General features: G+C 64.9%; 22 protein-coding genes. 12 read left to right on the top strand and 10 right to left on the bottom strand.

Annotated features, from left to right (window positions below; all coding sequences use genetic code 11):
• Positions 1 to 36: 36 nt before the first annotated feature.
• The 5 genes from ileS to IE158_RS09520 all read left to right on the top strand — a co-directional run bounded on the left by ileS (position 37) and on the right by IE158_RS09520 (position 9,103).
• Positions 37 to 3,324 (top strand): isoleucine--tRNA ligase, encoded by a 3,288-nt coding sequence (gene ileS, locus IE158_RS09540; protein WP_189643442.1) that lies wholly within the window; start codon positions 37 to 39, stop codon positions 3,322 to 3,324.
• 122 nt (positions 3,325 to 3,446) lie between these two features.
• A complete protein-coding gene (locus tag IE158_RS09535) occupies positions 3,447 to 4,904 on the top strand; it encodes a sucrose-6-phosphate hydrolase (protein ID WP_189643440.1) in 1,458 nt (485 codons plus the stop codon).
• Positions 4,901 to 5,830 carry a carbohydrate kinase family protein gene (locus IE158_RS09530; protein WP_189643438.1) on the top strand — a complete coding sequence of 310 codons (930 nt, stop codon included), beginning with the start codon at positions 4,901 to 4,903 and terminating at the stop codon, positions 5,828 to 5,830. The genes IE158_RS09535 and IE158_RS09530 overlap by 4 nt, the downstream gene beginning before the upstream one ends.
• Entirely contained in the window at positions 5,827 to 7,827 is a 2,001-nt protein-coding gene (locus tag IE158_RS09525) for a sucrose-specific PTS transporter subunit IIBC (RefSeq protein ID WP_189643437.1), read from the top strand. Before IE158_RS09530 ends, IE158_RS09525 begins: the two co-directional genes overlap by 4 nt.
• A 271-nt stretch (positions 7,828 to 8,098) precedes the next feature.
• A complete protein-coding gene (locus IE158_RS09520; protein WP_189643436.1) occupies positions 8,099 to 9,103 on the top strand; it encodes a DsbA family protein in 1,005 nt (334 codons plus the stop codon).
• A 16-nt stretch (positions 9,104 to 9,119) separates the two neighbouring features.
• Here the strand turns inward: IE158_RS09520 and IE158_RS09515 are convergent, their stop codons facing one another.
• From IE158_RS09515 to IE158_RS09485, 7 genes are all read right to left on the bottom strand, one after another.
• Entirely contained in the window at positions 9,120 to 10,526 is a 1,407-nt protein-coding gene (locus IE158_RS09515) for an aspartate kinase (RefSeq protein ID WP_189643435.1), read from the bottom strand.
• A gap of 140 nt (positions 10,527 to 10,666) precedes the next feature.
• The gene (locus IE158_RS09510) at positions 10,667 to 11,443 is read right to left on the bottom strand and encodes a CopD family protein (RefSeq protein ID WP_189643434.1); all 777 of its coding nucleotides are present in this window, start codon (positions 11,441 to 11,443) and stop codon (positions 10,667 to 10,669) included.
• A 2-nt stretch (positions 11,444 to 11,445) separates the two neighbouring features.
• Positions 11,446 to 11,862, bottom strand: a complete 417-nt coding sequence (locus tag IE158_RS09505; protein ID WP_189643433.1) for a copper resistance CopC family protein — start codon at positions 11,860 to 11,862, stop codon at positions 11,446 to 11,448.
• Entirely contained in the window at positions 11,859 to 12,269 is a 411-nt protein-coding gene (locus tag IE158_RS09500; protein WP_189643432.1) for a hypothetical protein, read from the bottom strand. Before IE158_RS09500 ends, IE158_RS09505 begins: the two co-directional genes overlap by 4 nt.
• On the bottom strand, positions 12,266 to 13,261 hold the full coding sequence (locus IE158_RS09495) for a cytochrome-c peroxidase (RefSeq protein ID WP_189643431.1): 996 nt from the start codon (positions 13,259 to 13,261) through the stop codon (positions 12,266 to 12,268). Before IE158_RS09495 ends, IE158_RS09500 begins: the two co-directional genes overlap by 4 nt.
• 18 nt (positions 13,262 to 13,279) lie before the next feature.
• Complete coding sequence (locus IE158_RS09490; RefSeq protein WP_189643430.1) at positions 13,280 to 14,044, bottom strand: MbnP family protein; 765 nt, start codon at positions 14,042 to 14,044, stop codon at positions 13,280 to 13,282.
• 12 nt (positions 14,045 to 14,056) lie between these two features.
• Positions 14,057 to 14,569 (bottom strand): hypothetical protein, encoded by a 513-nt coding sequence (locus IE158_RS09485; protein WP_229839035.1) that lies wholly within the window; start codon positions 14,567 to 14,569, stop codon positions 14,057 to 14,059.
• A gap of 193 nt (positions 14,570 to 14,762) precedes the next feature.
• On the opposite strand from IE158_RS09485, the gene gap reads away from it, so the two are divergent.
• From gap to IE158_RS09450, 7 genes are all read left to right on the top strand, one after another.
• Positions 14,763 to 15,764 (top strand): type I glyceraldehyde-3-phosphate dehydrogenase, encoded by a 1,002-nt coding sequence (gene gap / locus IE158_RS09480; protein ID WP_189643428.1) that lies wholly within the window; start codon positions 14,763 to 14,765, stop codon positions 15,762 to 15,764.
• A gap of 107 nt (positions 15,765 to 15,871) precedes the next feature.
• Entirely contained in the window at positions 15,872 to 17,044 is a 1,173-nt protein-coding gene (locus IE158_RS09475) for a phosphoglycerate kinase (RefSeq protein WP_189643427.1), read from the top strand.
• Positions 17,041 to 17,502 (top strand): bleomycin resistance protein, encoded by a 462-nt coding sequence (locus IE158_RS09470; protein ID WP_189643426.1) that lies wholly within the window; start codon positions 17,041 to 17,043, stop codon positions 17,500 to 17,502. Before IE158_RS09475 ends, IE158_RS09470 begins: the two co-directional genes overlap by 4 nt.
• Positions 17,499 to 17,861 carry a nuclear transport factor 2 family protein gene (locus IE158_RS09465; protein ID WP_189643425.1) on the top strand — a complete coding sequence of 121 codons (363 nt, stop codon included), beginning with the start codon at positions 17,499 to 17,501 and terminating at the stop codon, positions 17,859 to 17,861. The genes IE158_RS09470 and IE158_RS09465 overlap by 4 nt, the downstream gene beginning before the upstream one ends.
• Positions 17,862 to 17,870: 9 nt before the next feature.
• A complete protein-coding gene (tpiA, locus tag IE158_RS09460; protein ID WP_189643424.1) occupies positions 17,871 to 18,602 on the top strand; it encodes a triose-phosphate isomerase in 732 nt (243 codons plus the stop codon).
• A gap of 104 nt (positions 18,603 to 18,706) precedes the next feature.
• The gene (gene asnS / locus IE158_RS09455) at positions 18,707 to 20,038 is read left to right on the top strand and encodes an asparagine--tRNA ligase (protein WP_189643423.1); all 1,332 of its coding nucleotides are present in this window, start codon (positions 18,707 to 18,709) and stop codon (positions 20,036 to 20,038) included.
• A 102-nt stretch (positions 20,039 to 20,140) separates the two neighbouring features.
• Positions 20,141 to 20,935, top strand: coding sequence for a Cof-type HAD-IIB family hydrolase (locus IE158_RS09450; protein ID WP_189643422.1), 795 nt, complete (start codon positions 20,141 to 20,143; stop codon positions 20,933 to 20,935).
• A 48-nt stretch (positions 20,936 to 20,983) separates the two neighbouring features.
• On the opposite strand, the gene IE158_RS09445 is transcribed toward IE158_RS09450, so the two are convergent.
• The 3 genes from IE158_RS09445 to IE158_RS09435 all read right to left on the bottom strand — a co-directional run bounded on the left by IE158_RS09445 (position 20,984) and on the right by IE158_RS09435 (position 24,742).
• Positions 20,984 to 21,763: a shikimate dehydrogenase gene (locus IE158_RS09445; RefSeq protein WP_189643421.1), complete on the bottom strand. Its 780-nt coding sequence runs from the start codon at positions 21,761 to 21,763 to the stop codon at positions 20,984 to 20,986.
• A 106-nt stretch (positions 21,764 to 21,869) separates the two neighbouring features.
• A complete protein-coding gene (locus tag IE158_RS09440) occupies positions 21,870 to 22,952 on the bottom strand; it encodes a protease complex subunit PrcB family protein (protein ID WP_229839034.1) in 1,083 nt (360 codons plus the stop codon).
• A gap of 122 nt (positions 22,953 to 23,074) precedes the next feature.
• Positions 23,075 to 24,742, bottom strand: coding sequence for a DNA repair protein RecN (locus IE158_RS09435; RefSeq protein WP_189643420.1), 1,668 nt, complete (start codon positions 24,740 to 24,742; stop codon positions 23,075 to 23,077).
• Positions 24,743 to 24,924 lie beyond the last annotated feature (182 nt).

Raw genomic sequence — 24,924 nt, 5'->3', positions numbered from 1 at the left:
GAGTCTGCCCTGAAGCAGCGCTGAAAAGGAGCCTTCATGACCCAATCTTCTCCAACCTTCAAGCCCGTTCCCTCCCAGCCCAACTACGCCGAGCTGGAAGCCCGCATCCTTCAGCAGTGGAAAGATGAGGGGGTCTTTGAGCAAACCCAGAGCCGCCCGGCCCCCAAAGGCGACTTTGTCTTTTATGAGGGGCCGCCCACCGCCAACGGCTTGCCCGCGCTGCACCACGTGCTGGCCCGCGCCTTCAAGGACCTGTTTCCCCGTTACCGGGTGATGCAGGGCTACCACGTGACGCGCAAAGGCGGCTGGGACACCCACGGCCTGCCGGTGGAAATCAGCGTGGAGAAAAAGCTGGGGTTGCAGGGCCGCAACCACGGCGCGAGCCGCGAGGAGCTGGAAGAGTTCAACCGGCTGTGCCGCACTTCGGTCTGGGAAACCATTCAGGAGTGGAACACCATGACCGAGCGCATGGGCTACTGGGTGGACCTGGATGACCCTTATGTGACCTACAACCAGGAATACGTGGAGTCGGTGTGGAATCTGCTGAAGCGTCTGCATAGCCGGGGCCTCCTGGCCCAGGACTACAAGGTGGTGCCACTCAGCCCCCGCATCTCCACCACGCTGTCCAAGGCCGAGCTGGGCGAGGTGGATTCTTACCGCATGGTGGACGACCCCAGCGTGTACGTGCGCTTCCCGGTGCGGTGGGACACCCTGCCGGAGCGGGCACACGCGGCCCTGAGCGCCCTGAGTGGCGAGCAGCGCCAGGGCCTGAGCCTGCTGATCTGGACCACGACCCCCTGGACACTGCCCAGCAACACGCTGGCAGCGGTCAGTCCCGAGCTGACCTATGTGGTGGCGCAGAGCCACGCTGGCCCCATCATCGTGGCTGAGGACGCCGTAGAGCGCCTGAGTGCCCTGCACAAGGACAAAGAGCCGCTGGAAGTGCTGACCCGCTTGCAGGGCCGCGACCTGGAAGGCGCAGAGTATGAGCCGCCCTTCCCGGAGGTGGCGGTGGAGCTGGGCGCAGTCCGCGAGCTGCACGAACGCCGCGAAGATGGCCGCCCGCAGATGCACTTCGTGGTGCTGGCCGACTTCGTGAATGCCGCCGACGGCTCGGGCGTGGCACACCAGGCTCCCGTCTACGGCGCGGAGGACATGGAAGTGGCCCGCCGCTACGGTGTGCCGCTGATCTTCGGGGTGGACGACCACGGCATCTTGCAGGTCACGCACGAAAAAGGCCAGTTCTTCAAGGACGCCGACAAGGGCCTGATCCGCGACCTCAAGGAGCGCGGGCTGATGTTCTGGGCGGGCACGCTCAAGCACAGGTATCCCTTCCATGACCGCACCGGCGACCCCATCCTGTACTTCGCCAAAAAGGGCTGGTACATCCGCACGGCGAAGATGGCAGGGGAAATGCTGGCCCAGAACGAAAAAATCAACTGGGTGCCGGACAATATCAAGCATGGGCGCTTCGGCAAGTGGCTTGAAGGCAACGTGGACTGGGCCATCAGCCGCGAGCGCTACTGGGGCACGCCGCTGCCGTTTTGGATGTCAGAATCTGGCGACCTGAAAGTGGTGGGCAGCCGCGCCGAGCTGGAGCAGCTGACCGGGCGAGACCTGAGCGAACTTGACCTGCACCGGCCCTACATCGATGACATCACCTTTACCTTAGGCGGCCAGGAATACCGCCGGGTGCCGGAGGTGCTGGACGTGTGGTTCGACTCGGGCGCGATGCCTTACGCGCAGTGGGGCCTGCTGCTGGATGACGCAGGCCACGCGGTGCGGGGCGGCGAGGAGTTCGCGCGGCACTACCCGGCAGACTTTATCTGCGAGGCGATTGACCAGACCCGTGGCTGGTTCTACTCGCTGCACGCCATCTCGACCCTGCTGTACGGCCAGCCCGCCTACCGCAACGTGATTTCGCTGGGACACATCGTGGACGAAAAGGGCCTGAAGATGTCCAAGTCCAAAGGCAACGTGGTCGCGCCGCTGCCGCTGTTTGACCAGTACGGCGCGGACTCGGTGCGCTGGTACATGTTCACGGCGTCGGACCCCGGCGACCAGAAGCGCTTTTCCGAGCGGCTGGTGGGCGAAGCACAGCGCGGCTTTGTGAGCACGCTGTGGAACGTGTACTCCTTCTTCGTGCTGTACGCCAACCTGGACCGCCCCGACCTGAGTGCAGCTTCGGCAGTCAGCGAGCGCCCCGAAATGGACCGCTGGCTGCTCTCGCGCCTGGAAGAAACAGTGCGTGACGTGACGGACGCGCTGGAACACTACGACGCGCGCGGAGGCGGGCAGGCGCTGGCCCGCTTCGTGGATGAGCTGAGCAACTGGTACGTGCGCCGCTCCCGTGCACGCTTCTGGAGCGGCACTCCGGCTGCCGGGGCTGCCCCTGGTAGCCCGAGCGGAGCGAGTATGAGCGGCGAGGAAAACGTAGACACCGCTGCTTACGCCACCCTGCACGAGGCGCTGCTGACGGTGAGCCTGCTGGCCGCGCCGTTTACGCCGTTCCTGGCCGATGAGCTGTTTAGAAATCTCAGCGGCAAGGATGAGTCCGTACATTTGCAACAATGGCCGCAGGTGCGCGGGGAGCGGCTGGACACCGAGCTGACCCGCCACATGGCCGCCGTGATGAAAGTGGTGGACCTGGGCCGGGCGGTGCGCGGGCAACATAACCTGCGGGCGCGTCAGCCGCTGGCGAAGGTGCAAGTGCGCCTGCCGGACGCCGAGCTGGAAGGCGCAGTGCGCCGCGCTGAAGCCCAGGTGCGCGAGGAGCTGAATGTGAAAGCGGTGGAGTACCTGGGCGAAGGCACCGAGCTGGTCACCTACTCGCTGCGCCCCAACCTGCCGGTGGTGGGTAAAAAGTACGGCAAGCAATTGCCAGCGCTCAAAGCAGCCCTGGCTGAAGCGAACGCCGCCGAAGTGGTCCAGACCGTGCAGGGCGGCGGAGTGGCCCGCCTGGGCGAATTCGAGCTGAGCGCCGAAGAGCTGCTGATTGACGCCTCGGCCCCCGAGGGCATGGCCGCCGCCGAGGACAGCGGCTACCTGGTCGCCTTTGACACCGAGCTGACCCGTGAGCTGGTGCTAGAGGGCCTGGCCCGCGACCTGGTGCGCGGCATTCAGGAAGGCCGCAAGGCCGCTGGCTTTGAGGTGTCTGACCGGATTCACCTCGGCCTGGAACTGGGCGGCGATGCGCTGGAAGCGGCGCAAGCCTGGCAGGAGTTCATTGCCGGTGAGGTGCTTGCCACAGCCGTGAGCTACGGCCCTGCCGAGGGCCACGGTGCAGCCGTTGAGGGCGGCACCGCCTGGCTGAAGCGGGTATAAGGCCAATCGGCAGAAGCGGTCCTGCGGGGCCGCTTTTTTGTGTTTATCACTCTGAGCAAAATTGAGCAGAATTCTTTATTTCTAATCATTTTGCTCTGCTCGCCTGCTAGGCTGACCCCCACATGACATCTCTTCCTGTGGCTCAGGGCGCTCAGGCCTGGAGCCGTGAACAACGCTATACCGCGCTAGAGCAGGTGCCTGCGGACACGCTCCGCGAGTTGCAGGCACAGGTGGCGGCTTCACCCTGGCGGCAGGGCTACCATGTCCAGCCGCCGACGGGCCTGCTCAACGACCCCAACGGCTTTTGCTTCTGGCGGGGCCAGTACCACCTCTTTTACCAGTGGTTTCCGCTGGGGCCGGTGCATGGGCTGAAATACTGGCGGCACGTCACCTCACCTGACCTGCTTCACTGGGAAGATCTGGGTGTAGGCATCGCCCCGGATACACCCTACGACTCGCACGGGGCGTATTCGGGCAGCGCCTGGCCGCTAGAAGATGAGCTGCTGATCGCCTACACTGGCAATCACCGGGACGCGGCGTGGCAGCGCACGCCTTACCAGCTGACCGCCCACTGGAACGGCACATTGCACAAGGACGCCCCGTTTCTGAGCGGGCCACCTGCCGGGTACACCGAGCATGTCCGCGACCCGAAACTGTGGGCCGAGGAGGGCGAGTTCTTCGTGGTGCTGGGCGCACAGCGAGAGGATGAAACCGGCGCGGCGCTGGTGCTGCGCTCGCCCGACGCCCGTGAGTGGTCGTTGGTGGGCGAACTGCACACCGGCCTGCGCGAGTTCGGCTACATGTGGGAGTGCCCCGACCTGTTCCACCTGGACGGCGCAGACGTGCTGCTGATCTGCCCCCAGGGCCTGCCCAGCCAGGGCGAGCGCTGGCGCAACGTCTATCAGTCGGGCTACCTGCTGGGGCAACTGGACCGGGAAACCTGGCAACTGACGCATGGCGACTTTGCCGAGCTGGACGGCGGGTTTGACTTTTATGCCCCGCAGACGACCCTGGGTGCGGGCGGCGAGCGGCTGCTGGTCGGCTGGATGGGCCTGCCCGACATGACCTATCCCACCGATACGCACGGCTGGGCGCACTGCCTCACCCTGCCGCGTGTGCTGAGCGTGGAAGGCGGGCAACTGCGGCAGCGGCCCTGGCCGGGGCTGGTAGCCCTGCGCGGAGAAGCGCAAGACGCAAAGGCGAAGGCGGGCGAGCGCTTTGAGCTGCTGCTGCGCCCGGGAGCGGGGCCATTCAGCCTGGACCTGCGGGTGGACGGGCCGAACTACACCCGGCTCAGCTTTGACGGGGAGTGGTTGATCTTTGACCGCTCCCACAGCGGTGAGCTGCCTGAGCTGGACAAAGCAGGGCTGGACGGCGGCAAAGGCGGCCATATCCGGCGCGTGGCGGTCCACGAGGTCCGTGAACTGCGGATATTCAGCGATACCTCCAGCCTAGAAGTGTTCGTGAATGACGGCGAACAGGTGCTGAGCGGGCGCATTTTCCCTGGGCCGGACGCAGCCTGGGTGCGCTGGGAGGGCAGCGGGGAATGCACAGTCTGGCCGCTGGGAGAAACGGAATGATCTACGCCATCGGAGAAGCCCTGATTGATTTCGTGCCCGAGCCGGGTGGCCTCTATTCGCCGCAGCCGGGTGGAGCACCGCTGAACGTGGCCGCAGCAGCAGCGCGGCTGGGCGGGCACTCGGCCCTGATCACGCAGCTGGGCCGCGACGCCTTTGGCGACCAGCTGGTGCGGGCGGCGCAGGCGGCGGGCGTGAACACCGACCATATCCGGCGGACGGACACCGCCAAAACCGGGCTGGCCTTCGTGACGCTGGACGAGGGTGGAGAGCGGTCCTTTGCCTTTTACCGCGACCCCAGCGCCGACATGCTGTACGGCCCGGGCGACCTGGACGTGCAGCCGCAGGCGGGCGACCTGCTGCACTTTTGCTCGGTATCGCTGGTGCCTGGCCCGATGCGGGAAGCGCACGCAGAGGCCATTCGGCGCTTCCGGGCCGCTGGTGCCGGAGTCTCGTTTGACCTGAACATCCGCCTGCCGCTGTGGCCTGACCCAGCAGAGTGCCGCGCCGCCGTCTGGGACTTTTTGCCACACGCCGACCTGGTCAAGGTCTCGGACGACGAACTGCCCTTCGTGACCCGGTCGGGCGCGGTGGCCGAGCTGCTCGTGGGGCAGGTCCAGCACGTGCTGTACACCAAAGGCCCCCACGGAGCAGAGTGGCACACCCGCGCCGGTCTGCTGGCCGAGGTGCCGGGCTTCAGGGTGGAGGCGGTAGACACCACCGGGGCGGGCGACGCATTTACGGGCGCAGTCCTGGCTGAGATGCAGCGGCGTGGGCACCGGCTGAGCGCGGACCTGGACGCCGAAGCGGTCCAGCATTTGCTCTGGCGGGCCGCCGCTGTAGGGGCCCTGACCACCCTGCGGCGCGGGGCCTTGGCCGCTCTGCCGGACCAGACCCGGCTGGCTCACTTTTTGGAGGAACACCTATGAACGAATACACACAGGCCGCCGGGGACATCCTGGCTGCACTCGGCGGGCGCGACAACGTCCGCGCCGCCACCCACTGCGCCACCCGGCTGCGGCTGGTCCTGAACGACGAAAGCCGGGTAGACCAAGCCGCGCTCGACGCCCTGCCGGTCACCAAGGGCACTTTCTCGAACGCCGGGCAATATCAGATTGTGCTGGGCACCGGGACCGTGAACCGGGTGTACGACGAGTTCGTGCGACTGGCCGGCGTGCAGGAGGTTAGCAAGGAGGAAGCCGGCGCACTGGGGGCCGAAGCGGGCAACCCGGTACAGCGGCTGGTCAAGCTGCTGTCGGACATTTTCGTGCCGATTATTCCGGCCATCGTGGCCGGCGGCCTGCTGATGGGCCTGAACAACCTGCTGGTGGCACCGGACCTATTTTTTAAGGGCCGCAGCCTGATTGACGCCTACCCGCAGTACGCCGACCTGGCCGCCATCATCAACATGTTCGCCAATGCGCCGTTTGTCTTTTTGCCAGTCCTGATCGGCTTTTCGGCCACCCGAATTTTTGGCGGGAACCCGTATCTGGGCGCGGCGCTCGCCATGATCATGGTCCACCCGGACCTGCTCAACGCCTACGGCTACGGCGCGGCCAAGCTGGAAGGCACGGTGCCGACCTGGAACCTGCTGGGTCTGAGCGTGGAAAAAGTAGGCTACCAGGGCACGGTGCTGCCGGTGCTGGTCCTGTCGTGGATTCTGGCCACCCTCGAAAAGTTCTTCCGCCGCATCGTCCCCGCCGCGCTGGACCTGATTCTGACGCCGCTGCTGGCGCTGTTTATCACCGGGGTGCTCACCTTTACGCTGGTGGGCCCACTCACGCGCAGCCTGGGCGACGGTCTGACAGCTTTCCTGACCTGGCTGTACGACACCGCCGGTCCGCTGGGTGCGGGCCTGTTCGGGCTCTTCTATGCGCCGATTGTGATTACTGGCATGCACCACTCCTTTATTGCCATCGAGACGCAGCTGCTGGCCGACATGGCCCGCACGGCAGGCTCGTTTATCTTCCCTATCGCGGCCATGTCCAACATGGCGCAGGGCGGAGCCACCTTCGGGGCCATGTTGGCTACGCGTGACCAGAAGCTGAAGGGCGTGGCCTCAGCGGCTGGGGTGTCGGCGGTGCTGGGCATCACCGAGCCAGCGATGTTCGGCGTGAACCTCAAGCTGCGCTACCCCTTTTACGCGGCCATGCTGGGCGCGGGCCTGGCCTCGGCCTTTATCACAGTCTTTGGCACCAAGGCGGTGGCGCTGGGCGCAGCCGGCATTCCCGGCATCATCTCTATTCGGGCCGATACCATTCCCTACTACATCATGGGCATGGTGATTTCCTTCGGAGTGGCCTTTGTGGGCACGCTGGCCCTGGCCCGCAGCGGCCTGAATCCAGACCGCGCCGCCGCGCCACTGCCCGCCACGGGCGCACAAGCCGCTCTGGCCGAAGCGCCGCTGGGTCATTCGGCAGCGCTGAACCCGTCTACGCTGGATCAGTCTGTAGGGGCACCGGCCCGTGCCGTGGCCGAGCCACCCGCACAGACAGGCCGCTTGGACGGCTGGGTCATGCCGCTGTCCGGCACCGTGCTGCCGCTGTCCGCTGTGCCTGACCCTGTGTTTAGCTCCGGGGCGATGGGGCCAGGGTTCGCCATTGAGCCCAGCAGCGGCGAAGTCAGGGCTCCGCTCAGCGGGACGGTGCAAACCCTCTTCCCCACTGGGCATGCCATCGGCCTGAAGACCGACAGTGGCCTGGAAGTGCTGATTCATGTGGGGCTGGACACCGTGAATTTGCAGGGCCGGGGCTTTACGCCGCTGGTGGCCCAAGGAGACCGGGTCGAGGCCGGTCAGCCGCTGCTGCGGGCCGACCTGGACACCATTCGTCCGCAGGTGCCCAGCCTGATTACCCCAGTTATCTTGACCAACCTGGATGAAGGGCAGCGCGTCGAAGTGAGTGGTGACCAGGTCACGCTGCTTTAAGGAATGCTGTAAAGAATTCGGGGCTTTTGTCCTAGAAATGCCAGACGATGAGTCTATACTCGCTTCACAAGACAGCCAGGCGCACAACACTTCCTACCAGTTGCAAGCTCGCTTGACAGAGACTTGCTAGAGAACCGGAGAACACCCGGTTCAGTTGAACAATCTGCGACCTGACTTTCTTGGCCTGGAAGCACCCGCCTCTTCCCGCGTGGAGGCGGGTGCTTTTGCTGCGTGGCTCTCAGGGAGAGTGCGGCTCGCTAGACTGTGCTCCATGACCTCCCGCAGTTCATTTCTGGTGGCCGCTTTGCTGGTCGGCAGCGCCCAGGCCCAACTCTGGCAAACCCCGCAGGTGACTGCCACGCAGCCGCTGCTGAGAAGCTTTAAGGCCGACGGCGACGTGCTGAGGGCTGGCCAGGCCCGCATCGAGCTGGACCGCGTCGGACAGCGGGTGATCGGGGTGTATGCGACTGCACCCAAGGCAAATACCGAGGAAGTGGCCCGCGCCATTTTGGCAGCCTGGGGCGCGCCAGAAGAAGCAGTGCCCAGCCTCAAGCAGGTGCTGGACGACCCCGGCTTTCAGAAGCAGGCCGCCGCACAGCTGTTTGAAGAGGTCAGCGAAGACGGCGCAAGTGCCGTACAGGTGCGGCTACGTGATGGCAGCTGGCAGGCCTACACGTCCCTGAAGGTCTATCCCAGGGACGCTTTTCCGAAGGTGAGCGCCCCGCTGGGAGACGCAGCAGCCCCAGCCCAGCTGGACATCTTCAGTGACTACCAGTGTCCCTACTGCAATCAGCTGTGGCACAGCAGCAACATGGCCGAGTGGCGCAGCAAGCCCAGTGTCTACCGGCTGAACTACCATCACTTTCCGCTGTCATTTCATCCGCTGGCGCTGCCTGCCGCCGAATACTCCGAGTGCGCTGCCGATGCGGGCCGCTTCTGGGAATTCTCGGACCGGCTGAATGAGCACTTCGGCACCTGGACCGAGCAGCAAGGCGCCGCTGCCCGCCAGAGCTTTGCGGCCTACGCCGTGGACGCAGGCGTGAAACAAGACGCCCTTGACCGCTGCCTGGCCCAGCCCCGCACCGCTGAGATTCAGGCCGGGGCCGACCAGCTTCAGCGGACGCTGGGGGTACGCGGCACCCCGTCGGTGTACCTGAACGGCATCAAACTGACCAACTACAGCGACGCGGCCCAGATTCGGGCCATCCGCGCAGTGACCGAAGCGGGGCCGGGCGCAGGCAAGGTGATTGAGGTGCGACTAAAGGCAATGCGCTGAAGCAGGAAATCCCTGCTCAGTCTCCCACAGGAGCGCCCAGGCCAAATGCCGCGTGAACGGCGCGGGTGGCCTCGTCCACTTCGCTGTTCTCAATCGCCACCGACACGTTCAGCTCGCTGGAGCCCTGCGAGATCATCAGGATGTTGATCTGGGCTTCGGCCAGGGCCGTGAACATCCGTGCCGAGACGCCCAGTTGGCCCCGCATGCCGCCGCCCACAATCGCCAGCACGGCCTTGCCGGTCTGCTGCTCGTAGGTCAGGTCGTCGGTGGCCGACTGGCGCAGGGCTTCCATCGCCCGGGCCGCGTCGGCGTCGGGAATCGCCAGCGAGACGTTGCTCATGGAGCTGCTCTGCGACACCATCAGCAGGGTGATGTTCTCGCGGGCAATGGCCCCAAACAGGCTGGACACCACTTCCGGCACGCCCAGCACGCCCGCGCCGGTCACGTTGATGACGCTGACATTGCGAATGGCCGTGACCGCCTTGACCGGGCGGCCCGGCAGGTTGTGGGTGTCCCGCTGCACCAGGGTGCCGGGAAAGTCCGGGTCCGCCGCACTCTTGACGCGCAGGGGAATCCCGCTGTCCTGTAGGGGCGTGACCGCCAGTGGGTGCAGCACTTTGGCCCCAAAATAGGCCAGCTCCATTACCTCGCCGTAGCTGAGCACCTCGATGTTCTGGGCGTCCGGCACCACGCGGGGGTCGGCGGTCATCACGCCGTCCACGTCTTTCCAGGCCCACACTTCGTCGGCGCGCAGGGCTTCGGCCAGGATGGTGGCGCTGTAGTCGGTGCCGCCCCGGCCCAGGGTAGTCACTGAGCCGCCCTCGGTTTCGCCCATGAACCCGGCCACCACCGGGGTTACGCCAGCGTCCAGGAGGCCACCCAAGCGGTCACGGATGCGCTCCGCGCTCTGTGGCAGCGGGCGGGCCCCACCAAAGTGCCGGTCGGTGAGGATGCCCGCCGCGCCGCCGGTCAGGTGGTGGGCGCGCAGGTCCAGGCCTTCCAGGGCCAGGCCCATCAGCGGGGCGCTCAGGCGCTCGCCAAAGGCCACGATCAGGTCACGCGAGCGGGGGCTGAGTTCGCGCAGCAGATACACCCCGTAGATGGCTTGCCGCAAGGTTTCCAGCAGTTCGCGCAGCTCGCGCACCGTGGCGCTGTCGGGCCGCCCGCCCAGCTCGCCCGCCGCCGCCATGTGGCGGTGGCGAATTTCGGCTAGGGCATCGTTGGCAGCGGCAATATCGCCGGTTTCGGCGGCGTCGGCGATGCTCAGCAGCGAGTTGGTGACCCCGGCCATAGCGGACACCACCACCACCACCCGCACCCCTTGCTGCGCCCAGCGGGCCGCCAGCGACGCCGAGTGGCGAATGGCCGCCGAATCCTGCATGTTGGTTCCACCGAATTTCATGACCAGCAGCGAATGAGACATGCCGGACATTGTACGGGAGCACTGCCAGGGAAGGAGTCAGCGGGAATATTGTGAAAAAAAGATATTTCTAGAAATCTAGAGAATTATTTCTTAAATAGAAGCCCCTGGCCTATGACCAGGGGCTAAGGCAGGTTGCTGCCTCAGTGCTGAGCAGGCGGAGGCGTCTCTCCCAACCAGGCAGATGCCAGCACGGCCAGCAGCAGCAACGCCAGCTCCAGCCGCAGCGCCGGGCGGGCGGGCAGGGCGCGGTAAACCCGCCAGCGCAACCAAGCCGCCGCACTGACAGCGGCGAGCACCAGCGCCAGCTTGCCCGCCAGCACTGCACCGTAAGGAGAAGTGCGTAGGGTGCCCAGGTGGCCCCCATTCACCAGCGCCGCGAACGCCCCCGTAAACGCCAGCACCAGCAGGCTGAGCAGTGCTGGCGTGGTCATGCGGCTCAGCTCGTCACGCGGGGGCTCCTTGCCCACTGCCAGTGCCAGCACGCCGCCGAGCCAGGTGCTCATGGCCGCCAGGTGCAGCATCTGCGTGGCGGTGGTGGGCACGCCGCCCAGCGCCGCATGGCCCTGAGCACCTAGGCCATAAAGCAGCAGTCCCGCAGGGGGCACCAGCCCAGGCAAACGCCAGCGGCCCGCTTCAGCCGCCAGCAACAGCACCCCACCCAGCAGCGCCCACACCAGGGCGCGGCCCGCCGGCTCGGCCAGCAGGTAGCCGCTCAGGTCTGCCGGGGTCAGCAACCCGAACTGCGCCAGGGTCCAGGCTGCCGCGCCCAGGCTGCCCAGGCCCAGCAGCACCAGACCCAGTCCCAGCGGCCACAGCGGCCAACTGTCCAGCCACCAGCGCCGAGTAAAAGCGCCGCCCAGCAGCAGCGCCAGCCCCAGGTGCTGCGCCAGCGACAGCCACACGGACAGCGTCAGCATGGTCAACGGACGCCAAAGACCGACTGCCCCGTCACCGGGTGGCCGTCGGCGGACATCAGCCGCCACATCACCACGTACTGGCCCGGTTTCAGACCCGGTTTCAGCGGAACAGTCACGCCCTGCGACTGGCCGGTGCGGGGGCGATAGCGGTCTGCCCTGGCTGCCTCATCGCCGCGCAGCGCAATGACCCGGCGGGTCAGCTCGGCGGCGGCGCGTTGGCCGCTTTGCCCAGCTGGCAAAGGGTACACCTTAAAGATGGAGTACCGCAGATTCACGCTCTCGCTGAAGCGCAAAGTCACGCTGGAAGGCGCTTTCACTACGCTGCCAGCGGCGGGCTGGAGATCGGTCACGGCGGTATGGGCGGCGGCCAGTGGCAGGCTGAGGGCAATCAGTAGGGCCAGGGCAGGTTTGATGTTCATGGGGTGTTCTCCTTGGTGTTCAGAACGTGCTCGATTCGGAAAGGGTCAAAAGCGCCGGGGTGGGCGGGTTTGCCGGCCAGGACCAGGGTGTAGGTGCCAGGGGCCTCTACCTTGACCCAACCTTCGGCGGCCTGCGGGTCATCGAAGCCGGGGCTTAGCTCAATCACGTGTGGCATCACGCGGGCACTGGGTTTGCCGGGGTAAAGCAGCAGCTGACACCGGCAGGCTTCGGGCGCAATCACCTTTCCGGCCACGGTCAGGCGGTAGCCCACCAGGGTGTCGTCGCCGGTACGGAGGCCCTCGCCAGCGTCGGTGTGGAACTCGGCGCTCACGGTGCCGTAGCTGACGACTTCATGGGCGGCAGCAGCGGGCAGCAGCGCCAGCAAGAGAGACAGTGTTCGTTTCATGGAGTCTCCATTCGGGGCGGCGGCGGTCCCCAGGCGGGGTTGGTCGCCACTGTTTCATCGGTCAGGGCGTGCAAGAAGGCCAACAGGTCGGCCTGCTCGGCTTCGCTCAGGTCCAGCGGGCGAATCAGCGGATCGGCGTTCGGGTTGGGCTGGCCGCCCTCGCTGTAGTGGTCAATCACCGCTTCCAGCGTCGGCACTTGCCCGGCGTGCATGTAGGGCGCTGTCAGGGCCACATTCCGCAGGGTCGGCGTGATGAACTTACCCACGTCCTCTTCGGCGTCTGTGAGCTGCGCCACGCCGATATCGGGGTTAAACAGCAAAAAGGCGTTGTTGTGGGAGCGGTTGTCGCTGAAGTGGCGCCCCACATGGCAGTGGAAACACTCGGCTTTGCCGTAAAAGATATCCATGCCGCGCACGGCGGACTCCGTCATGGCCGAGGCGTCCCCGGCGCTGTAACGGTCAAACGGCGAATTGTAGCTGACGATGGTGCGCTCAAAGGCCGCGAGGGCCTGGGTCAGTGTGATAAGGCTGGGTTCAGCGCCGAACACCTCTCGAAAGCGCCGCACGAAATACGGGTCGTCCCGCAGAGCCTGCACGGTCTGTTCGGGGCGGAAATCGTGCTCGTTGGGGTCGGAGAGCGGCCCCAGGGCCTGCAATTCCAGACTGGGGCTGCCGCCATGCCAGAACAGCCGCGTGCGGGCGGCCACATTGACCAGGCTGGGGGCGTTGCGGACTCCTTCGCGCCCGAACGCGCCCAGGCTGAGGCGGCGGCCATCGGTAAAGGCCCGCACTTGCTGGTGGCAGCTTGCACACGACACGGCCCCGTCACTGCTCAGGAGAGGAGCGTAGAACAGCTCACGGCCCAGCTCGGCGCGGCGGCTTTCGCTGAGGTCGGCGGGCTGGGCGCTCACGCTGCTCAGGCCCAGCCCGGCCAGCAGCGCGAGGGCGCTGGTCAGAAACAAGGTTTTGGCAGAAAAGGCAGTCTTTTGCATGGGGACAGCGTTCCCGGCTCAGTGGCCGTCACGCGGCATCACCGGACGGCCCACCGACGGGTCAGCTCGCTCAGCGGCGCGGCTGAACGCCCGGCTGGCATTCAGGAAGAACTGGTCAGCCACCGGGCCAAAATGCACCTGCTGATAGGCGGGCTTGCGGAAGTCCCAGGCTTCGCCTCCCGCTCCCTGCGCGTACAGCTTCTGAAGGTCCAGGTTGAGGGGAACCGTCAGGCCCGCTGCGCCCACCGTCAGCGCGGTGCCAGGCTTTTGCAGGTCGGCCAGATCCACCGTGATGCGGCGCGAGTCGCCCCCGATGTGATGGGCGACCTTGGTGCCGCCCACATTGCCATGCAGGCTAAAGAAGATATAGCCGCTGTTCCAGGCCCAGTACATGCCGTCATCAATGCTCAGCGGGGCCTCGGCGGTGGTGGCGTCCCGGTGGTTCAGCTCGCGGGGGACACCCACGTCAAAGCGCAGACCCCGGTACTCGCCGGTGGGCGCATCGCCCTTAAAGATTTCGATATGGCGCGGCGGGGTGCCTTTGTTCAGTTCGGCCAGGCTCAAGCCCGCGACCGGGACTTCGCTACCGTCAGCCCGCACCAGTGCCACGCCTGACACGTAAAAGCGCACGTCCTGCACGCTCAGGGCCTGGCCGTTCACCATCAGCGGGTGGTGATGAAAGAACTGTTCACCCCCGTCGGTCAGGCTCAGGGTCAGGGTGAGTGGGGCAGCAGCCGCAGAAGCAAAAGCGCTCAGGGCCAGCAGGGAAAAAAAATGGCGCATATAGGAACCTCCTCAGGTTTGGAAGAAAGCGGGAGCAATGCAGTCAGGGTTGGGCACACAGTGAGGAGGAGCGCGGGCATCTGCCCAGCGGGGCAACAAGCAGGCAGCGGCCAGGAGTTGCGGCAGCGCCGCTGGCAGGTGGTCTGGCGGCACCGCTCCGAGCACAAAGGGGTTGGCCGCTTCCCCGAACGCCTGGGTCACGCAAAAGGGGCAGTGCGCCCCAGCATCGTGCGCCTTGGGACCATGTTGTTCAGGGTGGTGCGCTCTGGGGTCGTGTGCAGCGTGGTTTTGATGTTCGCGGTGCTGGGGCGCGGGATGCGCGGCGGTGTGGTGCACTGCTGGCTGCACAGCGGCCTGGGCCTGCACCGCCGCATAAAGCTGAGGGCTTAGGCCGCCGCCATTTCGCACCTGAAAAGCTGCACCACCGATGAGGGCCAGCAGCGCCAGCAAGTTGCCCAGGACAGGCCGCAGCCGCCTCAGTCCCCGCCGCACGTGGCGCAGGAAAAGCGGAAACGGCGGGAACATGCGGGCCATCTGAAGGTTTACTTTAGGCAGTGGCGGACGGGAAATTGTCCCAGTGTGATGCCTGACCGGACCACAGCGCAAGGGAAGCCCGTTTCAAGTTTTGTCGGTTACACTCTAGGGAAGAGGCTGCCCACCCCCACAACTTGGACTCACCCTATGCCCCCGGGGGCAGGGCGCCCTCACAGGAGGAAACATGAAAGTAGGCATTAACGGATTTGGCCGCATTGGCCGCCTGGTGTTCCGCATTCTCGAGAGCCGTGGCATTGAAGTCGTCGGCATCAACGACCTGATGGACGAGCAGAGCATGGCCAACATGCTCAAGTACGACTCCACTGCTGGCCGCTTCAACGGCACTGTGGAGTTCGACGAGGAGAACCTGATCGTCAACGGCAAAAAGATTCGTTCCTTTGCCGAGCGTGACCCCCAGAACATCCCCTGGGGCGAGCTGGGCGCAGACATCGTGGTCGAGAGCACGGGCATCTTCACCGACGGCACCGGCGACAAGGGCGCAGACAAGCACCTCAAGGCCGGAGCCAAAAAGGTCATCATCACCGCCCCCGCCAAGGGCGAAGACATCTCCATCGTGCTGGGCGTGAACGAGAACGACTACGACCCTGCCCAGCACAACATCATCTCCAACGCCAGCTGCACCACCAACAGCCTGGCCGCGCCCATGAAAGTGCTGGACGAAGCCTTTGGCATCGAAAAAGCCATCATGACCACGGTGCACTCCTACACCAACGACCAGAACATTCTGGACGCGCCGCACAAAGACCCCCGCCGCGCCCGCGCCGGTGCGATCAACATCATCCCCACTTCGACTGGCGCAGCCAAAGCCGTGGCCCAGGTGTACCCCGCCGTGAAGGGCAAGTTTGACGGCACCTCGCTGCGCGTGCCCACCCCCACCGGCTCCATCAGCGACGTGAGCGTGATCCTGGGCCGCGAAGTCACGGTGGAAGAAGTCAATGCCGTGTTCAAGAAGGCCGCTGAAAGCAGCCACCAGGGCATCATTGAGTACACCGAAGACCCCATCGTGCTGACCGACATTCAGGGCAACTCCCACAGCGCCATCATTGACGGCGGCCTGACCATGGCGATGGGCAACCTGGTCAAGTTCTTCAGCTGGTACGACAACGAGTGGGGCTACTCCAACCGCATCGCCGATGTGGTGGAACTGGTTCAGAAAAAAGGCTAATGCCGGCGCCGCAGACGGTCAGCGGAGCGAATAGGGCCGCCCCGCTGCGGTGACAAGGGAGGAGCCGCCTGCGGGCGCGTTCTTCCCTTTTCTAGATTGGAGAACATATGCAAACACTAGACCAACTGGATGTCAGCGGCAAAAAAGTCCTCGTGCGCGTGGATTACAACGTGCCCCTCAAGGGCGGCGAAGTGCAGGATGATACCCGCATCACGGCCTCCTTGCCCACCTTGAAAAAGCTGCTGGACGGCGGCGCAGCCCTGATTCTGACCAGTCACCTGGGCCGCCCCAAAGGCGGCTATGAGGAGCAGTTCAGCCTCAGGGGCATCGCTCCCGTGCTGGAAGGGCACCTGGGCCGCCCGGTCAAGTTCATCGACGGGCTGCCCGGCAGCGACGAAGTGGCCGCCGCCGTGCGTGAGCTGAAGCCCGGCGAAGTGGCGCTGCTGGACAATGTGCGCTTTGAAGAAGGCGAAGAGAAAAACGACGCCGCGCTGAATGACAAACTCAGCCGATTGGCTGACGCCTTCGTGCTGGACGCTTTTGGTAGTGCGCACCGCGCCCACTCCAGCGTGAGTGGTGTGGCCGAGAAGCTGCCGCACGCCGCCGGGCTGCTGCTGCAAACTGAGGTGGACGCCCTGGGCAAACTGACCGGCGACGCCGAGCGCCCTTACGTGGTGATTATCGGCGGAGCCAAAGTGAGCGACAAAATCAAGGTGATTGAGAACCTGCTGCCCAAAGTGGACCGCATGCTGATCGGCGGCGGGATGATGTTCACCTTCCTTAAGGCGCAGGGCGGCCAGATTGGCAGCAGCCTGGTGGAAGACGACCAGCTGGACTACGCGCGGGGGCTACTAGACAAGTTCGGTGACAAGCTGATGCTGCCCACCGACGCTGTGGCCGCCGACAAGTTCGCCGCTGACGCCAAGACCCAGGTGGTGCCTGCCGGTGAAATCCCTGAAGGCTGGATGGGCCTGGACATCGGCCCCGACACCCGCCGCGCTTATGCCGAGGCGCTGAAGGGAGCCAAAACCGTGTTCTGGAACGGCCCGATGGGCGTATTCGAGATGGAAGCCTTCGCCGCTGGCACCAACGACGTCGCCAAGGCCGTAGGCGAGTTGGGTGCCCAGGGTGCCTATACCGTGATTGGCGGCGGCGACTCGGTCAGCGCGATCAACAAGAGCGGCTATGCCGACCAGGTCAGCCACATTTCTACCGGCGGCGGGGCCAGCTTGGAACTGCTGGAAGGCAAAGCCCTGCCCGGCGTAGAGGCGATGGAATGAACAGCAGCGGCCCCGGCAATTTACCCGACTTGGTTCCAGAGCTGGCGGTCATGGACCTTCAGGCCAGCCGGCACTTCTGGGTGGACCTCCTGGGATTCCAACTGAAGTACGAGCGCCCGGAGGAGCGGTTTGCCTACATCGTGCTGGGCAGCGCCCACGTTATGCTGGATCAGATCGGGCAAACGCGCACTTGGGAGACGGGGCCGCTTACAGCACCGTTTGGACGTGGAATTAACTTTGAAATTACGGTGCAGGACGTGCAGGTCATCCTGGACCGCCTGAGTGGAGCGAACTGGCCGCTATTTATGGAGCTGGAGGAGAAATGGTACCGCGTGGGCGACCAAGAAACAGGTGTCCGGCAGTTTCTGGTGCAAGACCCGGACGGTTACCTTGTTCGCCTCTCGCAGAGCCTGGGCCTACGCTTACGGGAGACAGTCAAAGGAGAGGAAGCAGGATGACCGAGCAAGAAGCCCGCGAACTGATTGAACGGCTGTTTGGCGTCATTGACGGCACACATTTTGACGAGCTAGGGCAGGTGTTCGCCCAGGAAGCCGTTTATGAGCGCCCTGGCTATGAGCCGCTGCGCGGCCTGGACCGTATTGAGCAGTTCTACCGTTACGAGCGCATTATCGGCGCGGGGCAACATCAGGTTGCCGCCGTGACCTGCTCCGCTGCCGGCGACGCGGTAGCAGTGGGCCTTTTCCGGGGCGAGAGCCGTGACGGACAGCCCCTAAAAGAACGCTTTGCCGACGTGTACCGCGTGAGCGGCGGCAAAATTATTCACCGTACCACCTATTTTTTCCGCGCTGCAATCTGAGGAGACGACATGAACAACCTACTGGCCCTGAACTGGAAAATGAACAAGACCCCCACCGAAGCCAAGGCTTGGGCCGAGGAAGTCCGCAGCGGACTGCATCAGAGCTACGCCGACCTGGCGGTGCTGGCCCCAGCGCTGAACCTGCCCACCCTGGCCGCTGAGCTGCCGAGCAGCGTGGCTTTTGGCGCTCAGGACATCAGCGAGCATGAGAGCGGGGCCTACACCGGCGAAATCAGCGGAGCGATGCTAAAGGACGTGGGCGCACGTTACGCCATCGTGGGTCACTCGGAGCGCCGCGAGTACCACGGCGAAACCGACGCCAACGTGGCGGCCAAAGCGGCGCAGGCGCAGGCCAGCAGCCTCACCCCTATCGTGTGCGTGGGCGAAGGCCTGGACGTGCGCGAGCGGGGTGAGCATGTCGCCTATACCCTGGCACAGCTACGCGGCTCGCTGGAAGGCGTGGGCGCCGATGTGGTGGTGGCCTACGAGCCGGTGTGGGCCATCGGTACTGGCAAGACAGCCACCGCAGACGACGCCGAGGAAATGGCCGCCGCCATCCGCGAACTGCTGAGCGAGTTCTACGCCGGGCAGGCGGACAGCATCCGTGTCCTGTACGGCGGCAGCGTCAAGCCCGAAAACATCGCCGAGATCTGCGGCAAGCCCAGCGTGAATGGTGCGTTGGTGGGCGGAGCCAGCCTCAAGGCCGCCGACGTGCTGGCAATGAATGAAGCACTGAAGTAAAACTTGCTCCCACGGGCTGTCCCGTGGTTGATTCCGGTAAAAGGCAGAAAGCGGAGATTCGTTCGCTTTCTGCCTTTTGGCTGCCGCCTCTCTATACTGCGGAAATGCAAATTTCGGACCTCCCAAAACACATCGGTGAGACAGTCACGCTGACCGCCTGGCTCCAGGACAAGAGCGGCAAGGGCAAAATCCAGTTTCTGAAGCTGCGCGACGGCTCCGGCTTCGTGCAGGGCACGGTCTTTAAGGGCGACGTGTCCGAAGAGGTATTCGAGGCCGCCAAGCGCCTGAGCCAGGAGCAGTCGCTGACGCTGACCGGCGAGGTCCGCGCCGACGAGCGGGCCCCCAGCGGCGTGGAAATCAGTGTCCGTGACCTCTCCCCGCTCTCAGACGCGGTGGGCGAGTATCCCATCACTCCCAAGGAGCACGGCATCGAGTTTCTGATGGACCACCGCCACCTGTGGTTCCGCCACCGCCGCCCCTGGGCCGTGATGCGGGTGCGCGACTGCGTGCAGAGCGGCATTGTGGAGTTCTTCCGCTCGGAGGGCTTTACCCGCTTTGACGCGCCCTTCTTCACGCCCAACGCCGCTGAAGGCACCACTGAGCTGTTCGAGATTGACCTGTTTGGTGAGGACAAAGCCTACCTGAGTCAGACTGGGCAGCTGCACGCCGAGGCAGGCGCGCTGGCATTCGGCAAGGTGTACACGTTCGGGCCAACTTTCCGCGCCGAGAAGTCCAAGACGCGCCGGCACCTGCTGGAATTCTGGATGGTGGAGCCTGAAGTGGCCCCCGCCACCCACGGGGACAACATGGATTTGCAGGAGCGATTCGTATCGTTCCTGGTGCGCCGGGTGCTGAGCGAGTGCCGCTTAGAGTTAGAGATGTTGGGCCGCGACATCACCAAGCTGGAACCGGCAGCCGAGGGCAACTATCCCCGCATCACCTACACCGAGGCGCTAGACATCATCCGCCAGCACATTGAGCAAAGCGATCTGCCTGACAACGTGCAGGCCGACGTGCAGCCGGTGGAATGGGGCGACGACTTTGGCGCGCCGCACGAAACCATTCTGGGCTATCACTTTGACCGTCCGGTGATGGTGGAGCGCTATCCCGCGTCGTTTAAGGCCTTTTACATGCAGCCAGACCCCGCCGACCCCCGCCTGGCCCTGTGCGACGACATGATCGCCCCCGAAGGCTACGGCGAAATTATCGGCGGCAGTGAGCGTATCCACGACTTTGACTTGCTCAAAGAGCGCATTGAGGGCGAGGGCCTGCCGCTGGAAGCGTTCGAGTGGTACTTGGACCTGCGCCGCTACGGCAGCGTGCCGCACGCCGGCTTCGGCATGGGCCTGGAGCGGTTTATCGCCTGGATGACCGGCATTGACCATATTCGTGAGGCGATTCCTTTCCCCCGCATGCTGACGCGGATGTTTCCGTAAGAGTGAATGGCCCTTCCAAATGGAGGGGCTTCTTTGTATTCTTAGTATTCTTACTTTTTTTGTAATCCGCATACTAAATTTTCTGACTGCTACACTGGCAGGATGTTAGCTCTGGTCTGTATTGATGTGGATGGCACCCTGGTCGGCACCAACAACGAAGTGAGGGACGATGTCTGGGCGGCCCTGGAAGAAGCCCGCGCCGCTGGTATACGACTGGTGCTGTGCAGTGGGCGGCCCGCTTTCGGACGTGCCCGCGAGTACGCCGAGCGAATGCAGCCGGGCGGCTGGCACGTGTTTCAAAATGGGGCATCGGTGGTGCGGGTGGATACCGGCGAAAGCCTCAGCAGCGAATTTCCAGCGGCGGAGCTGCGTGACCTGCTGGACGCCGCAGAGCGCAGCGGCGAACTGCTGGAGGTCTATACCGACGCAGCCTACGCCTCTACTCTGCGGGACAACTATGCCCAGGAGCACGCCGACCTGCTGGGCGTACCCTTCCCTCCCCTGTGGCCAGCAGAACTGGAAGGCACTCCAGTGCGTGCCCAGTGGCTGATCCGCTATGAGCAGCTGGAAGCCATCAAAGCGATGACACCTGCCAGCGTGGACCTGCACCCAGCGGGCAGCCCCCGGATGCGCGACACCCTGTTTGTATCTATGACAGCACCAGGCACCAGCAAGGGCACCGCTATCCAGCGCATTGCTCAGACTTACGGGATTCCGCTGGAGCGCTGCATGATGGTGGGGGACGGCGAAAACGACCTCCAGGCCCTGGCAGTGGTCGGGCACCCGGTGGCGATGGGCAATGCCGAGCCCATAGTCAAGGCAGCGGCGCGGTATCAGGTCGGCCATGTGGACGCGGGCGGCCTGCTTGAAGCGCTGGCACTGGCCCAACAGCTTTAGGGATCAGCAGCTTTAGGCCGGGCCTTCACTGCACAGCTGGAGTCCGTCTCAGGCCCTTTCACTCTGCATGACCTGCACCAGATCAGCCAGAGCTGCCGCATGCAGACGCTGTCCGGTGATATGCAGCAGCTGTTGCGATAGCCGCAGTCCTGGCAGCTGATCCAGTTCCAAGCGCGTGGCATTGCCAGACGGCAGGCGGCCACTCAGGTCCAGCAACGTGTGGTAGGGCTGCAAAACTCCTGCAGGCAGGCTGCCACCCAGCACCACAATAAGGTCAGCGCGTTCGGCCAGGGTTTGAAGGGCGGGATCACGGCGGCTCAGCGCGTAGGCAGCAGTTCCAGCGGGGACCTCGCGGCTCAGGCGCTCGGCAGCGGGTAGGCTGTCGGCCACAAATCCCACCCGCGCAAACCCCAGGCGGGTCAGCGGCATGACAGCGGCCAGATCAGCGCCGTGTCCAATCAGCAGCGCACTGGCGCCACGGGCAGCATAGTGGGTGGCGGCCACAGCGTCTCCCAGCGCTTCGGTCAGGGTATAGGTGCCCTGTGGCATGGCGGCCAGGGCTCCCAGGGGCAGCGCAATGGCATCCACCCGTCCAGCCCGCTGCGCTGGTTCATCGGACTGGACAGCGGCAAAAGCCTGCTGCTCATAGGCGGAATGCACCAGCACACCACTCAACTCCAGGGTCTGGCAGGCGGCCAACACCCCTTCCAAGTCGCCAACAGGGAGAGGCAGGGCCAGGTAGCCCAGGTCGCGCAGCGCCCGCGCTGTAGCTGGCCCGTAGCCCAGCAGGCCGATCAGTGGGGGGAAAGCGGGGGTGGAAGAGGGCATATGGACCATTGTAACTTTCATCTTGTCTGTCGGTAATTCGCGCAGTAGTAGGTCGCACAAAATAACCCGCCCTAAGGGCGGGGGCTACCTGATGGATTGGTGTGCGTTATTGCTCGGCTGTGCCTACGCCAGCGCTGCGGCCCAAGCCCTGAACCTGCACATCGCTGTAGCGGCCTTGCAGCTCCACGATCACCCAGGGACTGGTCAGCGCCTGCGTGGTGAGCATGTCAGCGGCGGGTGCCTTTTCAAGCACCTGCACCGTGACGCGGCCACCAGCCACGTCCACCGCCTGCACTTCCAGCGAGTAGCCACCGGTGGAGCGCGTCCCCATAAAGATCCCCACCAGAGTCTTGCCGTTCAGGCTGGGCGCGCTGGGACGCGAAGACTGACGGCCATAAGCCAGGCCATAGAGGGCTTCAGCCTGGGCCGCCGTGGTGGCCACCTGCACCGTAGGGCCGGAAGCGGCAGCATTGTTGCCTTTGTCTAAGACGGAGTAGTTCATGGTGCCTCCAGGGGTGGGAGCTGGCGTAGCCGGGGTCGCTGCGCCGGTGCCGGATGTGGCCGCCGTGACCCGTGCCACGCTCAGGGCCGTCAAGCGGCGCTCCTGCGGCTCAGGAGTCACGGCCAGCGGCTGGTCGGGCACGCTGCTGCTTGCCAGCACCCCCACAGCCAGCGCGCCTTGCCCTGACAGCGAACGGGTCAAGCTGGCCGCCTCGCTGGGCGTCAGCTCCCCTGCTCCTTCCAGGCCAGATACAGGCTGCGCCGTGATGGCCGCGCCCGCTGTGGCGCTCAGCAGATACCAGTTGCGGCCATCGGTGTAATACAGCTCAGAAATGCCGCCCGCGCTGGCCACATCAAACAGCCCCTGGGCCGTACGCGTCACCTTGGGCTGTGTCACGCTGCCACTTAGGCCGCTCTGGTAGAAACGGTTGCCATTGACCGTGAGTGCTCCATCGGCGGCTCCGGCCACTTGGGCCAGCTGCACAGACTGGCCGCCCAGGCTGACCTGGCTGCTTTGACCGGCGGCCAGATCGCCATACACCCAGGTCAGGCGCTGATTGCCCGCCCCATACAGCAGCGCTTCATGTACGGCCAGACCCGCAGGAGCAGTCGCGGCGCAGCCAGACAGTATCCCTGCACCACCCAGGATCCCCAGTTTCAGGGCCATCAGACTTATTTTTGGATTCATGACATTCAGCATAAAGGGCTCAGATGACGTCCGGCTGAACCGTGCTTGACAGCACCTTTAGTCACTCCACTCCTCAAGCCTTTACTCAGAGATGGGAGCGGGAACTTGGGGCCCCGTGAGGCCTAGCGGCGAGAAGCGGCCCGCTTGCGGCCTCCAGTAGCCGCCACCGCGCCGCCTGCCAGCAGTTCGCGGGCATGGTCCAGCGCTGCACCGGAAGTCTGTCCACCCAGCATCCGGGCCAGTTCAGCTTCGCGCTCGGCCTGATCCAGGCGCCGTACCCGGCTGACCGTGCGCCCTTCAATCACTTCTTTTTCTACTCGGAAATGATGGTCAGCGCGGGCTGCAATCTGGGCCAGGTGAGTCACCACCATCACCTGCCGCTCACGGCCCAGCTGCGCGAGTTGCTCGGCGACTGCCACTGCCGCCGCGCCACCGATACCTGCGTCTACCTCATCAAAGATCACCACTGGAGTCTCGGCTCCTACCACCGTGCTGATCGCCAGCATCACCCGCGAGAGCTCACCGCCTGAAGCCACCTCGGCCAGCGGCCCCATGTTCTCACCGGGATTGGCGCTGAACAGCAAGGTGACATCGCTCAGGCCAGCGGCCCCCGGCTGAGCCAGCGGCATGAGGCTAAACTCCAGCCGGGCGTGCGGCATCCCCAGTTGACGAATCACCGCCAGCAGGCTGCCTGCCAGTGGGCCTGCGGCTTTGGTGCGGGCCGCGTCTAGCCGCTCACCCGCTGCCCGCAGCGCGGCGTACAGGCGCTCCACTTCCCCTGCCAGGTCGCCCGCATCTTCCTGGTCTTGCTGCAAGGCGGCCAGCTCGGTTTCGGCCTGCTCGGCAAAGGCCAGCACGTCACTCAGCTCGGGGCCGTACTTGGCCTTGAGACGGCCCAGCGCGGCCAAACGCTCCTCGGCCTGCGCGATTTCTTCGGGGTCGGGGGCGCTGCCCTCGGCAATCTGGCGCAGTTCTGGCACCAGCGCTTCCACGGCGTCCAGAGCCGCACGCAGTTCTTCCAGCAGGTCTTCCGAAGCCTGGTCGTAGCGGGCACCGGCACCAAGGGTCTTGAGGGCAGCTTGCATCAGGCCCTCAGCCGTTACCTCACCGTCAGCCAGCAGGTCCAGGGCCCCAGCTGCCGCGCCAGCTATCGCTTCTTGGTGGGTCAGGCGCGACAGCTGGGCCTGAAGCGGCTCTTCCTCGCCGGGCTGCGGCCCCACAGTACGGATCTCTCCCACCTGATACTCCAGCAGGTCCAGCAGCCGGGCACGCTCCCGCTCGCCGGTACGCAGGCGTTCCAACCGCGCAGCAGCGGCCTGCCACGCGGCGTAGGCAGCAGCGTAGTTGCCCACCGCCTCCGCGCACTGACCGTCCAGCAATCTCCGCTGGGCTGCATGCGACAGCAGACTGACTGCCGAGTGCTGCCAGTGAATGGTCAGGCGCTGCTCTGTCCAGCCCGACAGCTCACGCACGGCCACCACTTCGCCGTTGAGTCGCGCCACCGAGCGGCCCTGACGGCTGACCCGGCGCGAGCTGATGGCTTCGTCTTTGCCTTCTGACCAGAAGCCCGTCACCAGCAACTGCTCCTCGCCGCGCCGAATCAGATCAGGCTTGGCCCGCTCGCCCAGCAGCAGGCCCAGCGCGTCTACGATGATGCTTTTGCCGGCCCCAGTCTCACCAGTAAAGACACTCAGGCCACCGCCGAGCTCCAGGTCCAGCGTCTCGATGGTCGCCAGCGACTGCACTTCGAGGCGGGTCAAAAAAGGAGCCAGGGCCACGCGGCGATTCACTGGCTCAGTTTAACGCAAGTGGGCGGCTCCCCCAGAAAGTTCGGCATAGAAACTCGGCAGTCACAGGCCGCGCCATTTCTAGCCCGCCACCAACAGGCGCAGGAGAAGTCCAGAGATAAGTAGCTTCCGGGTGTAGATTGCATCATATTGCAATTCCCCAGTTGGCTCCACCAACTGCCCTT

The sequence above is a fragment of the Deinococcus piscis genome (assembly GCF_014653275.1).
In the GTDB taxonomy this organism is placed as follows: domain Bacteria; phylum Deinococcota; class Deinococci; order Deinococcales; family Deinococcaceae; genus Deinococcus; species Deinococcus piscis.
The sequence above is the reverse complement of the archived record's forward strand: the minus strand, read 5'-3'. Positions and strand labels throughout refer to the sequence as shown.

Coding starts and splice junctions, on each gene's coding strand:
- IE158_RS09525 (WP_189643437.1), top strand. CDS start 5,827: ATGAACGAATACACACAGGCCGCCGGGGACATCCTGGCTGCACTCGGC.
- IE158_RS09530 (WP_189643438.1), top strand. CDS start 4,901: ATGATCTACGCCATCGGAGAAGCCCTGATTGATTTCGTGCCCGAGCCG.
- IE158_RS09535 (WP_189643440.1), top strand. CDS start 3,447: ATGACATCTCTTCCTGTGGCTCAGGGCGCTCAGGCCTGGAGCCGTGAA.
- IE158_RS09520 (WP_189643436.1), top strand. CDS start 8,099: ATGACCTCCCGCAGTTCATTTCTGGTGGCCGCTTTGCTGGTCGGCAGC.
- IE158_RS09510 (WP_189643434.1), bottom strand. CDS start 11,443: ATGCTGACGCTGTCCGTGTGGCTGTCGCTGGCGCAGCACCTGGGGCTG.
- asnS (WP_189643423.1), top strand. CDS start 18,707: ATGCAAATTTCGGACCTCCCAAAACACATCGGTGAGACAGTCACGCTG.
- IE158_RS09465 (WP_189643425.1), top strand. CDS start 17,499: ATGACCGAGCAAGAAGCCCGCGAACTGATTGAACGGCTGTTTGGCGTC.
- IE158_RS09475 (WP_189643427.1), top strand. CDS start 15,872: ATGCAAACACTAGACCAACTGGATGTCAGCGGCAAAAAAGTCCTCGTG.
- IE158_RS09490 (WP_189643430.1), bottom strand. CDS start 14,044: ATGCGCCATTTTTTTTCCCTGCTGGCCCTGAGCGCTTTTGCTTCTGCG.
- IE158_RS09495 (WP_189643431.1), bottom strand. CDS start 13,261: ATGCAAAAGACTGCCTTTTCTGCCAAAACCTTGTTTCTGACCAGCGCC.
- ileS (WP_189643442.1), top strand. CDS start 37: ATGACCCAATCTTCTCCAACCTTCAAGCCCGTTCCCTCCCAGCCCAAC.
- IE158_RS09515 (WP_189643435.1), bottom strand. CDS start 10,526: ATGTCTCATTCGCTGCTGGTCATGAAATTCGGTGGAACCAACATGCAG.
- IE158_RS09440 (WP_229839034.1), bottom strand. CDS start 22,952: ATGAATCCAAAAATAAGTCTGATGGCCCTGAAACTGGGGATCCTGGGT.
- IE158_RS09485 (WP_229839035.1), bottom strand. CDS start 14,569: ATGTTCCCGCCGTTTCCGCTTTTCCTGCGCCACGTGCGGCGGGGACTG.
- IE158_RS09450 (WP_189643422.1), top strand. CDS start 20,141: ATGTTAGCTCTGGTCTGTATTGATGTGGATGGCACCCTGGTCGGCACC.
- gap (WP_189643428.1), top strand. CDS start 14,763: ATGAAAGTAGGCATTAACGGATTTGGCCGCATTGGCCGCCTGGTGTTC.
- IE158_RS09470 (WP_189643426.1), top strand. CDS start 17,041: ATGAACAGCAGCGGCCCCGGCAATTTACCCGACTTGGTTCCAGAGCTG.
- IE158_RS09445 (WP_189643421.1), bottom strand. CDS start 21,763: ATGCCCTCTTCCACCCCCGCTTTCCCCCCACTGATCGGCCTGCTGGGC.
- IE158_RS09500 (WP_189643432.1), bottom strand. CDS start 12,269: ATGAAACGAACACTGTCTCTCTTGCTGGCGCTGCTGCCCGCTGCTGCC.
- IE158_RS09505 (WP_189643433.1), bottom strand. CDS start 11,862: ATGAACATCAAACCTGCCCTGGCCCTACTGATTGCCCTCAGCCTGCCA.
- tpiA (WP_189643424.1), top strand. CDS start 17,871: ATGAACAACCTACTGGCCCTGAACTGGAAAATGAACAAGACCCCCACC.